This is a genomic window from Spiroplasma endosymbiont of Lonchoptera lutea (assembly GCF_964019715.1).
In the GTDB taxonomy this organism is placed as follows: Bacteria; Bacillota_I; Bacilli_A; order Mycoplasmatales; family Nriv7; genus Nriv7.
In genome coordinates this window covers 423,133-435,469 of record NZ_OZ026463.1, presented here as the reverse complement: position 1 = coordinate 435,469, position 12,337 = coordinate 423,133, and the positions used below count along the sequence as shown (strand labels likewise).

The 12,337-nt window shown below is 27.1% G+C and carries 14 protein-coding genes; 4 read left to right on the top strand and 10 right to left on the bottom strand.

The genetic code is table 4. The features are described from left to right. Position 1: 1 nt before the first annotated feature. From AACK97_RS02395 to AACK97_RS02355, 9 genes are all read right to left on the bottom strand, one after another. Positions 2-742 carry a pseudouridine synthase gene (locus tag AACK97_RS02395; protein ID WP_338968524.1) on the bottom strand — a complete coding sequence of 247 codons (741 nt, stop codon included), beginning with the start codon at positions 740-742 and terminating at the stop codon, positions 2-4. A gap of 11 nt (positions 743-753) precedes the next feature. Next, the gene (gene scpB, locus AACK97_RS02390; RefSeq protein ID WP_338968945.1) at positions 754-1,299 is read right to left on the bottom strand and encodes an SMC-Scp complex subunit ScpB; all 546 of its coding nucleotides are present in this window, start codon (positions 1,297-1,299) and stop codon (positions 754-756) included. Then, on the bottom strand, positions 1,292-2,059 hold the full coding sequence (locus AACK97_RS02385; RefSeq protein ID WP_338968522.1) for a segregation and condensation protein A: 768 nt from the start codon (positions 2,057-2,059) through the stop codon (positions 1,292-1,294). Before AACK97_RS02385 ends, scpB begins: the two co-directional genes overlap by 8 nt. A gap of 29 nt (positions 2,060-2,088) precedes the next feature. Further along, complete coding sequence (locus AACK97_RS02380) at positions 2,089-3,387, bottom strand: thymidine phosphorylase (protein ID WP_338968520.1); 1,299 nt, start codon at positions 3,385-3,387, stop codon at positions 2,089-2,091. 5 nt (positions 3,388-3,392) lie between these two features. Continuing rightward, positions 3,393-4,142 (bottom strand): lysophospholipid acyltransferase family protein, encoded by a 750-nt coding sequence (locus tag AACK97_RS02375; protein ID WP_338968518.1) that lies wholly within the window; start codon positions 4,140-4,142, stop codon positions 3,393-3,395. After that, positions 4,135-4,620, bottom strand: a complete 486-nt coding sequence (locus AACK97_RS02370) for a dihydrofolate reductase (RefSeq protein WP_338968516.1) — start codon at positions 4,618-4,620, stop codon at positions 4,135-4,137. Before AACK97_RS02370 ends, AACK97_RS02375 begins: the two co-directional genes overlap by 8 nt. A gap of 2 nt (positions 4,621-4,622) precedes the next feature. Further along, a complete protein-coding gene (gene thyA / locus AACK97_RS02365) occupies positions 4,623-5,492 on the bottom strand; it encodes a thymidylate synthase (protein WP_338968514.1) in 870 nt (289 codons plus the stop codon). A gap of 130 nt (positions 5,493-5,622) precedes the next feature. Then, complete coding sequence (locus AACK97_RS02360) at positions 5,623-6,615, bottom strand: hypothetical protein (RefSeq protein WP_338968512.1); 993 nt, start codon at positions 6,613-6,615, stop codon at positions 5,623-5,625. A gap of 166 nt (positions 6,616-6,781) precedes the next feature. Then, a complete protein-coding gene (locus AACK97_RS02355) occupies positions 6,782-7,021 on the bottom strand; it encodes a hypothetical protein (protein WP_338968510.1) in 240 nt (79 codons plus the stop codon). A 457-nt stretch (positions 7,022-7,478) separates the two neighbouring features. Here AACK97_RS02355 and AACK97_RS02350 point away from each other — a divergent pair. The 3 genes from AACK97_RS02350 (at position 7,479) to ffh (ending at position 11,316) form a co-directional block, all read left to right on the top strand. Then, positions 7,479-8,590 (top strand): IS3 family transposase gene (locus AACK97_RS02350; protein WP_338968509.1). Its coding sequence is split into 2 segments (ribosomal slippage): positions 7,479-7,722 and positions 7,722-8,590, totalling 1,113 coding nucleotides; the frame shifts between segments, so codons are not numbered across the junction. Positions 8,591-8,745: 155 nt separating this feature from the next. Further along, positions 8,746-9,855, top strand: a complete 1,110-nt coding sequence (locus AACK97_RS02345) for a hypothetical protein (RefSeq protein WP_338968507.1) — start codon at positions 8,746-8,748, stop codon at positions 9,853-9,855. Between the two features lie 120 nt (positions 9,856-9,975). Next, entirely contained in the window at positions 9,976-11,316 is a 1,341-nt protein-coding gene (gene ffh, locus AACK97_RS02340) for a signal recognition particle protein (RefSeq protein ID WP_338968504.1), read from the top strand. 47 nt (positions 11,317-11,363) lie between these two features. Here the strand turns inward: ffh and AACK97_RS02335 are convergent, their stop codons facing one another. Then, positions 11,364-11,837 (bottom strand): hypothetical protein, encoded by a 474-nt coding sequence (locus tag AACK97_RS02335; RefSeq protein ID WP_338968500.1) that lies wholly within the window; start codon positions 11,835-11,837, stop codon positions 11,364-11,366. 262 nt (positions 11,838-12,099) lie between these two features. On the opposite strand from AACK97_RS02335, the gene AACK97_RS02330 reads away from it, so the two are divergent. After that, entirely contained in the window at positions 12,100-12,321 is a 222-nt protein-coding gene (locus AACK97_RS02330; RefSeq protein WP_338968498.1) for a helix-turn-helix domain-containing protein, read from the top strand. Positions 12,322-12,337 lie beyond the last annotated feature (16 nt).

The window sequence follows — 12,337 nt, the reverse complement described above, 5'->3', positions numbered from 1 at the left end:
CCTAAGGATTATTTTTTTTCGCCATTATTTCTAATTGCTTAACTTCATTATTTGTTAATAACCGATAATGACCTTCACTAATACCACTAAGGGTTAATATTCCCACAGCAACCCGTTTTAATGCTAAAACTTTACCATTTATTGCTTTAATCATTTTCCGAATTTGTTGATTGTGACCATCTTGAATTGTTATTGCTAACATATAAGATTGTTGCTTACTATTTACTCTTAATAATTTAACTTGTACTGCTTTAGCTAAAAAATCATCATCAATTAAAACACCATTTAATAAATTATTAATCGTTGTGGAAGTAATTTTACCTTTAACCGCTACTTCATAAACTTTATTAATGCCGTGGGTTGGATGCATAATTAAATTAGCAAAATTACCATCATTAGTTAATAATAATAACCCACTAGTATAATAATCTAATCTGCCAATCGGATAAATTCGCACAGTAATATCTTGTAAATAATCAAAGACAGTTTTTCTTCCGAGGGGGTCATCCAAAGAAGTAATACAGCCAATTGGTTTATTAAAAGCTAAATAAATATTTTCTTGTTCTGCTGGCAATAATTCACCATTAACAGTAATTTTAGCATTTACTTCAACTTTAAATCCTAATTCCGTAATAATTTGTTCATTAACTGCAACTTTACCTGCTAAAATTAATTGTTCTGCTTTTCGCCGTGAACAATAACCACGCATAGCAATTATTTTTTGTAATCGTTCTTTTTTCATTATCATTATCCTTAATTAATAAACAAATTAGTGTCTTCATCTTTATCAAAAAAAGATTCTGGTAATGGTGGTAATTTATCTAACGAAGATAAATTAAAATAATCTAAAAAATATTGACTCACGCCATATAATATTGGTCGCCCCGGAGCATCACTTCTTCCCAATTCAACAATTAATTCTCGGGCTTTTAATTTAGCAACCATAAAATCACTGCTAACACCACGAATACTTTCAATTTCACTTTTTACTATTGGACCTTTATAAGCAATAATTGCTAGCGTTTCTAATGCAGCCGTTGATAATTTACTAGTTTGCTCAATAACTAATGATTCATAAATATTAAAATGTTCTTGTTTTGTCATAAACTTAAAAACATTATTATTATTCATTAATGCTATGCCTCGCGATTCATCCGCTTCTAACTGCTGTTGGATAGTAATTAACATTTCATTAACAAGATTAAGACTAAGATTTAACTTTTTAGCAATTTTTTGATTACTAATGCCTTCTTCACCAGCAATAAAAATTAATCCTTCCATTAAAGCATAATTATTCATTTTCTTCACTAAATTCACCTCGATATTTTAATGTGATGGGAGCAAACATATCTGCTTGTTCAATGTATATTTGCTGACTACGAACTAAATCCAAAATGGCACTAAAACTAACAACAAGCAAATTATTTGTAATATTATCACTTTCAACAAAAATATCATAAAGATTATAACTTTTTTGGGGATTTTGTTTTAAAAAATTAAAAATTTCTGATGCCCGCTTTTGTGGTGATATTTGTTGTTTAGCCACGCGTGTTGTTATTGGCATATTTAATTGATACCTTTTATACACTTCTTGTAATTGAAAACTCAACTGCTCTAAGTTAAAATCTCAATTAGTTTCCTTTGCTAACGATGCATATTGTTGAGAATTAGAAACAATTGCTGGTCTCGTAAAAACTTGCTGACGAACAATTTCTTGTTCTTTAAAAAAACCAGTTGTTTCTTTAATAGTTTGATATTCTAATAATTTTTGAATTAATTCTTGACGATTATCGGCTTCATAATCACTATTATCTTCTTCTAAATTAGTCTGTTGTAATAATCGCCGTGATTTTAATTCCAAAAGATATGCTGCCATTGTTAAATATTCACTAGCAATATCTAAATTTAATGTTTCCATTTTATTTAAATAATCTAAATATTGCGTTGTAATCATACTAACATCAACAGTAAAGATATCAAGATTTTTTTCTTTAATTAAATGTAAAAGTAAATCTAATGGTCCTTGAAAATTATCAATGTTAATCAGATATTTACTCATATTTAGTTATCCACCTTATCTTAATTATCTTATTCCATTATTTCATAAATAATATTATTAATTAGCGGTAAAGATTGTTCAATTGTAAATAATTCTTTTGCCATTGCTATAAACTCACTGACATTATTAATATTAGTATATAAAGTTAATACCGTTTCATTAGCATTAACCTTTTCTTGGGTTTTTTTATTAATAAAAATTCCGGCCATATAATCAATTGATGAATAATTTGTTTCTCTTCCTGCTCCTAAATGCATTGCTAAATTACCTAAACCATAACAGTTATGAAAATTAACAAATCCTGAAACTGATGCCTTAATTTCAATAACAAATTTAACAGCATCTTTTCAAACAAAATTAGTAACAAAATCAATATCACCAGATTGCTGTTTAATAAATTGTTTAAAAATATTCAATGGCGCTAATGATTTTAGTTGCTCAATACATTTTTGTTTTGCTTCATCAAAATTACTACAAATTTCTGCTTGTAATAAACTAATTGCGCTTAGAGAGGTTACAAGTTCTAACAATGCTGAATCTTGATTTTTACCTTGTAAAAATTCATATGCTTCATAAACTTCACAAATGTTACCAATCATTCTTCCTAATGGTTGATTCATATCACTAATAATAACAGCGGTTTTAACCTTTAATTCTTGAGCAATTTGTAACATTAGTCTTGCTAATTTTTTAGCATCATTTAAATTACTGATAAAAGCACCATTACCACACTTAACATCTAAAACAAGACCATCACTACCCATAGCAATTTTCTTAGCCATAATACTGGCTGCTATTAAAGGGATGGAATCAACAGTTCCCGTAGTATCTCTTAAAGCATAAACTTTCTTATCAGCCGGAGTAAAATCTTGCGTTTGACTAATAATACTCATTCCGCATTCATTAATTACTTTTAAAAAATCATTTCATTGCAAATTAACATTAAAATTAGGAATCGCTTCTAACTTATCAATTGTTCCACCAGTTTGTTCTAATCCTCTTCCAGAAATTTTTGCTACCTTAATGCCAAAACTTGCTAACAAAGGAGCATAAAGTAAACTTATTTTATCACCAACACCACCTGTAGAATGTTTATCAGCTTTAAAACCACTAATTGATGATAAATCTAATGAATCACCAGAATTAATTAATGATTTTGTTAAATCAAATGTTTCTTGATTATTTAAACCATTAAATCAAACAGTCATTAAAAAAGCACTCATTTGATAATCAGGAATATCACCCTTAGTAAAACCACTAATAATAAAATCAATTTCTTTTGTTGTTAATTGTTGATTTTGTTTTTTCTTATTAATTAAATCTAACATTCACATTATTTTTTTTCATCCTTATTTTTTAAATTAAAATTATTAATGATTTTTTGAATATTACTTTGCATATTTCTTGCTAAATTATCAGTAGTAATATTAATAAAATTAGCAGGGTCTAATGGTTTTTGAATCACAAGATAAATTTTTTTCTTTCCTTGAGATTTTTTATTAAAAACTTCATACGAATTAATAATAGCAACCGGAATAATTGGAACATATGCTTGATACGCAATTCTAAGTGCTGCTGGCTTAAATTCTTGTACTGTTGAACTATTACTTCTCGTTCCTTCTGGAAAAATAACCATTGTTCGTGGGACACGAATTAACATTTTCGCATCACTAAAAACTTCTAATGCTTGCCTTGGATTATTACGATCTAAAAATAACACATCAATTAATTGTACAAAGCGTTTAAATATTTTATGTTCTTGTAATTCTTGCTTAGCAATGAATGCTAAGGGAGCAAATTTACTAAAATCATTAATTAAAAGTAATAATAAAGCATCAAAATTTGATTGATGATTGGCAATCATCACACATCCCTTATTATTAACTCAATTTTCTAATCCTTGGGGATAAACTTTAACATTATATAACCATGCAAAATATCGCGCTCGCTTTTGCAATCATTTATAACGATATTCTTCTGATACTGAATTAGGATCACGAAGCACTTTCTTTGTCATTTTTTTTGCTTTTCTTAAAGTTTGTAGCAAATATGGCAATGTAATTATTACTCTTCATTTATTCATTAGTAACTTTCCTTTCATAAATTAATCCAACAAATTTATCATATTGTTTCTTACTAATTTCTTTAAATTGATGGAAATCAATTTCTGGAAAATAAGTATCGCCTCCATATAAATCATTAATAAGTGAAACAAATAATTTGTTGGCATAGGGGATTGCGATTTGATAAATCAAAGCCCCCCCACAAACATATAAGTCATCACCACTATGCTCATATTGTTTTAAAATCCCTTCTAAATCATTACTCACAATTACATCAGGATGATTAAATTCATAATTAGGATTTCAACTAACAACAATAGTTTTTCTTTGTGATAAAGGTTTAACTTTTAAACTAGCAAAAGTTTTTCTTCCCATTAAAATTGTTTTTCCGATAGTAATTTCTTTAAAATATTGTAATTCTTGATTTAAACACCACGGCAATTTATTATCTTTACCAATAACACCATTCTTATCCATTGCTCATACCAAAATTACCATAATTAAACTGCCACTTGTCCTTTTATCGCCGGATGCGATTCATAATCTAATAATGAAAAATCTTCATATTTAAAATCAAAAATTGAAGTTACTGAACGATTAATTATTAATTTGCCTAATTTTTTTGGAGGTCTTGTTAATTGTTCATTTATTTGTTCTAAATGATTAGTATAAATATGCGCATCACCAATTGTATGCACAAAATCACCAACTTCATACCCACAAACAGATGCTAGCATATAAGTTAATAAAGCATAACTAGCAATATTAAAAGGAACACCTAAAAATACATCAGCACTTCTTTGATATAACTGACAAGATAATTTATTGTCAGCACTAACATAAAATTGAAATAATGTATGACAAGGCGGTAATGCCATTTCTTCAATTTCCTCAGGATTTCAACTAGATAAAATATGTCTTCGTGAATGAGGATTATCTTTTAATTGCTTTTCTAAATTTTTTAATTGATCCATACCATTAAAATTTCGCCATTGTTTACCATAAACTGGACCTAAATCACCATATTTTTTAGCAAATTGCTCATCATTTTTAATTTTAGAAATAAAATCTTGTAATTGCTCACCTTTAAAATCAGGTGAATTTTGATATTTTTTATACGGTCACTCATTTCAAATATTAACATTATTTTGAACTAATGTTCTAATATTAGTATCACCTTTAATAAATCATAATAATTCATAAATAACAGCTTTTAAATATACTTTTTTTGTTGTTAATAGTGGAAACCCTTTTTGTAAATCAAACCGCATTTGATAACCAAAAAAACTAATTGTATCAATAAGGGTACGATTAGGTTTATTTTGACCTTTTTCTAATATCTGACGACATAAACTTAAATACTGCTCCATTGTTTCACCTCACGATAATTTCTATTCTGTTTTTAATTTTAACATAAAATCTAATAACAAACTATTACGCTTAATAAAAAGTAAAAAGCTAAGGTAATTTAAAATTACCTTAGCTACTATGATTTCTTAGTTATAAAATTTTATTTTTAACAATTACAGGGCAGTATAATTCATCGTCTGGCTTTTCATCTAAAGTTTTACAATTCCCAATGTTATATTTTTGTTTAAATTCTTCAACCACAGGATTTAATATACTTGCTAATTGCGAATTACCATATTCTTTATTTCCATTGTCTAATGTTCTAAAATTCCCATTACTATCAAACTCATCTTGATAAAGATTGCACTCATTTCTTTTTGCGACCACTTGTTCTATTTCCCGATTAAGAGTCATTTTCAAATCGTCCATTTCTAAATTAGACTTTGCTCCTTGTTCATTTTTTGCTTGTCAATTTACTGGTTTCATTGCTGGCTTTACAGGCACAGGTGGCGCCTGACGCTTAGTAGCAATTCCTTCTTTATTTTTGGTCAATACTGTAGCAACTTTATCATAAGGATTTCAATTATTTCGTTGCGCATTTGGTTGTTTAGAATCATTAACAATCGTATTACGAAGTTCATCACTATCTAACATATTTAATGGTTTCATTGCTGGTTTTGGGGGCACAGGTGGCGCTTGGCGTTTAACTATCGTACATTGTTCGTTTTTGCCCATACCTTTATCTAATTCATCGGGCACAGCTCTTTGTCCTACCTTTGGTTCTGAAAATAAACGATGATTATTTTCTCTTATTTGCATAAAGTCAATAAAACTATTAAAATTATAATTTTTAAATTGAAAATATATTCCATATTCATTATCAAACATAAAATGCATATAGTGCTCTTTAAGACTTTTAATAGCAACGGCTTCAAAATTATAATTTGTTAATTTTTGATACGCTACTTTAAACCCAACAACATCATTAAGTTTAGTTAACCGAATTAAGTTTTCAATTGATTGATTGGTAGCAGAATCATTTTTAAACCGTTTATTAATTTGAGCACACAAAAGATTAATATAGGCATATTGTTTTACTTCTTGACAAGCATTGGTAACTTTTCATAATTGAAAATCTTTCATTTTTTAATAAAACATCAAATTTAATATATTCATTGATGCGTTTTGTTATTTCCGCACTAATTTTTTCATTCATAAATATTCTCTCCCTTTATTTTTTAATAAATTACTATTTATTTACTATTTAGATGCTGAATTATACTTGTAAGTGCAAGTATAATTCAGCATATTAATTAATTTGTTTTTTTAGATTATCTTCAATAGTTTTTTGATAGTCATAGTTAGAATCATTATAGTTATAAATTTGAATTTTTTCATTGCGATTGAAAAGATTGATTAAATATTGAAAAACAGTTTTTTCTTCAATTTTAAAGTCAATATATTCACTTTTATTTATTAATTTATTGAAGTTATTTGAATTTATTGAAATAATAATAGGTATGAAGAAAAACTGCAAAAATTTTAGCATCCTAAATTAACCTTTCTCTGTTTTTTAGTAAATTTAATAGAAAAATCTAAAGTAATCTTATGTAGTTATATTATCAAATATTAATTATTAAAACAAATAATTTTTTACACAGCCACATTTAGGGCGCATAAAGTTTTGTGCGCATAAAGTTTTGTTAGGTAGGTAAAGATTTGAATAAGTATTAAGGCAGTCAGCAATGATTGTCTTTTTATTTTATGAGGTGTTAAAATTTTGTTCTTTGAAAATTAAATACAAGTGAATTAATAATGTTGGTATGTATTAAAGCACGATAAATTGTGGGTGGTCGCCATAACCAAAAGAAGTTTACCAGTTGATAGATAACACCCTATTAGCTATAGCAATTTGTTTCATTTTACAATAAAAAATGGATAGGCTACAATAAGTTGGACCATAATTATATAGACTTCAAAATTATTAAGAAAGAAGGAATATAAAAATGGGAAATAAAACCTCATACTCTGAAGAATTTAAAAAACAAATTGTAATGCTATACAAAAATGACAAAAGTGTTATTAATTTAGGGAAAGAATATAATTTACCAAAACCAACTATTTATAGTTGAATTAAAAATTATAATAATTCTGGGTCATTTAAAGCAAAAGATAATCGCACTGTCGAAGAAAATGAATTAATTTACTTGCGAAAAGAAAACCAACAATTACGAATGGAAAATGACATTTTAAAGCAAGCAGCACTGATAATCGGGAAAAAATAACAATAATTAATAACAACAAAAATAAATATTCAGTGAGGAAAATATGTAAGATTTTAGGTTTACTAAAATCAACATATTATTATCAAACTAATAAATGCACCAAGTTTGATGTTAATAATTATGAACAAGAAGTTATCAGTGCATTTAATAAAAGTCGCAAGATTTATGGTGCTCGTAAAATTAAAGCTGTTTTAATAAGAAAAAATATCATTTTATCACGACGAAAAATCCGATTCATTATGATCAAAAATAATTTGGTTTCTAAATACACCAAGTTAAAATATTGTAATCATAAAAAAACAGTTAATAATGACGAAATTAATAATGTTTTAAATCGTCAATTTAATGACAAAAAACCAAATGAAGTTGTTGTTAGTGATTTAACATATGTTCAAGTTGGCACTAAATGACATTATATTTGTTTATTAATTGACTTGTTTAATCGCGAAGTAATTGGCTATAGTGCTGGACCAAATAAAACTGCTGAATTAGTTCAACAAGCTTTTCACAAGATAACATGACCATTAAATAAAATAACTTTATTTCATACTGATCGTGGTAATGAGTTTAAAAATAAAATTATTGATGAAATTTTAATAACCTTTAAAATTAAAAGATCATTAAGCTCCAAAGGATGCCCATATGATAATGCTGTTGCTGAAGCAACTTACAAAACCTTTAAAACCGAATTTATTAACGGTAAAAAATTTGCAAACTTAACACAACTAAAATGCGAACTATTTGATTTTGTTAATTGATATAACAATATTCGAATTCATGGCAGTTTAAATTATTTAACTCCCGTTGAATTTAGAAAATACCAGTCTACATAAAAAGTGTCCTAAAAAGGGTTGCCAATCCACATTATCTTATAAAAGACCAATAGATTTAATACAATTATTTTAAAAAACTGTCCCATTTATATTTACAATTCAGGAAGGATATTGTTGTTAAGGTATGGGGTTTATTTGAACCGATTAAGAATTATTTGGATAATTTTAAAGATATTCTTGAAGAAAATTGTTATTTTAGTAAAGAAGAAGTGATTGAAGCTGTAAAAAATTCCGTTGTTGCTGTAGTTCCTAATAATATTACGATAGAATATGAAGTGTTAAATTGAAAAGACCCCTATGTATCTGGAAGTTTTGATGCCGTAGTTATTGTTAAAGCAATAAAGGATGGTAAAGAAATTAATACTATTCAAGTTAATGTGAAAGTTAAGGAATTAAAAAGTGCGATTAAATCTTATTTAAGTAAGTTTAAAAATATTGATGTGCCTAAATATTATCATAATGAAGATGAAGTTATGGAAGCCATTAAAGAATTAGTTGATGTTTCACCGCCAAAAGGAATTACAATTGTTAGTAAAGTTTTGCATTGAGATTTAGTCGCTACTAGTGAATTATCAAATGTTGACTTAGAAGTTGTTGTTAAAGCAATGAATAATACTACTGAGGTTGGTGAAGTTAAGCTTAAAGTTAAGGCGATTACTTGTAGTGAAAAAATTAAAAACGAAGTAAGTAACTATTTAAATAAGTTTAATAGTATTGCTGAAACTCGTGCTTATAAAAATGAGCAAGATATTGAACAAGTAGTTAGAAATTTAGTTACGGAAATGCCACCAGTTGGTGTTAAGATAAAATATGAAGTTTTAGATTGAAAAAAAGTTTATATTAGTGATTATGATGTCCAAGTTAAAATTCAAGCAATTCATAATTGTGAAATTTTAGAAACAAAAACTATTACTGTTAAGGTCTTGGCTTCAACAGGTGAAGAAATAAAAGATTATATTCATTCAGAACTTGGAAGGATATTTCCTGAAAATAAAACAATGATTAATGAACCTCTTGCAACTATGTCTGAGTTTATAAATTATTTACAAAATAAAACAAAAGATATTTATAAAGGCAATTATGAATTATTAATCGTTCCTAATGAAAGCGATTGAAATGATAAAGTAATAACGGCTGCTGGTAAAAGTTTTGGGCAAGTTACGGTATTATTTCAATTAAGAGAAAAAAATTCTCGTGATATTATTTCTGATAGTGATAAAAAGATTAATTTTTTAGTTAAAACAAAACCTAGAAATAATTCATAATTTAAAGAGCAGAAAAGAGAGAATATAAATTCTCTCTTTTCTACGATATCTATAAATTTCTTATTACATATGATATAATTATTAGCGAAGTTAAAATTTATAAATAAATGGGGTATAAAAATGTTTACTGATTTTTTGGCGAATCGTATTACTAAAGCTATTAAGAAAAATATTAAGACATCAACTTTAACAGAACAAAATATGGAAGCTACTTTAAGTGAAATTAAACTTGCTTTATTAGAGGCTGATGTTAATTTTAATGTGGTAAAAGAATTTGTTAATAATGTTCGTGATCTTGCAAAGGGAGAGTTTATTCTTGAAGGTTTAAAACCTGAACAAATGTTAATTAAAATTGTTCATAATGAGTTAATTCGTATTATGGGACATAAAGAACATTTATTGAATCTTAATAAACGACCAACAGTTATTATGATGGTGGGGTTACAAGGAAGTGGAAAAACAACCACAACAGCTAAGTTAGCAAATTTATTACGAAAAAAGTATCATAAGAATTCTTTGTTAGTTGCTTGTGATGTGTATCGGCCAGCCGCCATTGAGCAGTTAAAATCGTTAGGTAAGCAATTAGACATTCCTGTATTTTCATTGGATAATGAAAAAGATGTTGTTAAAATTGCTAACAATGCTCTTAATTATGCAATGGAAAATAAGTTTGATGTTGTTATTGTTGATACAGCAGGAAGATTGCATATTGATAGCGTATTAATGGATGAATTATCTAATTTAAAACAAAATATTAATCCCCAAGAAATTCTTATTGTTGTTGATGCGATGACAGGACAAGAAATAATTAATGTTACTGAACGATTTCATCAATATCTTAATTTAACAGGAACAATTCTTTCTAAATTAGATGGTGATGCTCGTGGTGGAGCGGCACTTTCTATTAGTCATTTAACTAAAATTCCGATTATGTTTGCTGGTACAGGAGAAAAGGTTGAAGCATTAGATATTTTTTATCCTGAAAGAATGGCTGACCGAATTTTAGGGATGGGCGATGTTCAAAGTTTATTTGAAAAAGCTCAAGATGTTGTTGATGAAAGATCAATTCAGAAAACAATGAATCGAATGATGATGGGACAATTTGATTTAGATGATTTAGCTAATCAAATGAAACAAATGTCAAAGATGGGTAAACTTTCAGGAATAATTAAAATGATGCCTGGGGTTAATAATCTTAGTGATGCCAAAATTGAAGGTGCTGAAAGTAAACTATTAGTTACAAGAGCATTATTAGATTCAATGACTAAAAAAGAACGAAGAGATCCACGACTTTTAAAACATTTAAAAAGAAAAAATCGGATTATTAAAGGTTCGGGACGAAATGAAAAAGAATTTAATAATTTAATAAATCAATTTGAAAAAGCTAAAAAAAGTGTTGATGCAATGGCAAAACAAATTAAATCAGGAAGAATGCCAGATTTTAGTAAGTTTAAAAGATAAAGAATTTCTAATCCTTAGTTAAGAATTAGAAATTCTTTTTGTCACGATTATCTTTTTGAAAGTAAGTATTTTAAAATTTCCGAAGATAAATTAGCATCACTAATATTAGTTAGTATGGTGCGTCCTTGATAAATTAAATCGGTCATTGAACCATTATATTTGGATGTAATCCCAAAACTAAATCCTCAATGCGGTAGTGTTGTCGATTTTTTTTCATTACCTCATGGGTTATATGTTTTAGGATTTATTGTTAAGATAAATTCATTATTTTGATTTGTTTTATCTAATTTAAAGGCACAAGGGTTAACTAAATCCATTGGTGAATTCATTACAGGTTTACCAGCAAAAATATATTGAGCGTATTCTTTATACATTGCTATTCATTTATCAGCTTGTTGTTGTGTTCAATCGCTTTTACTTTCTAGATAAGGTGTGAAAACTAACTTGGTAATAAATAAAAATTTTATTTCGTTTCATCATAGTTGTTTTGTTATGGAGTTATTACGAAATCTTGGTATCATTTCATTGCCATTAGTATAATATAGAAAATCACTTTTTTCTTTATTTAATATGGGATATTTATCTACGGTGCTATTAAAAGTTAAGTAATGATTAGAGCAAAAAGCATTACCTTTTTGATAACCTGAAATGTAAAATTAAAAAGGACACTTATATGCTGAATTATACTTGTAAGTGCAAGTAAATAAAATTGCAAAAGATTTCATATAAAAATTTCATGATGCTAAGTTTATTTTAGAAAAAGTAAATTTAAGGAGTTTTTATATGGGATACAAACATCTTGGCATAGATGAAAGAATTTATATTGAGAATCAATTGAAATTTAAAGTAAAAATTAGTGAAATAGCTAAAAATCTTAATCGAAGTATTAGTACTATTAATCGAGAAGTTAATACAAATAAAGATAATAATCATTATTTTTCATTAATTGCACAAAATAAAGCAGAAAATAGAAAACAATTACATGTTTATTTTCCTGAATTGTAAATATAAATGGGACAGT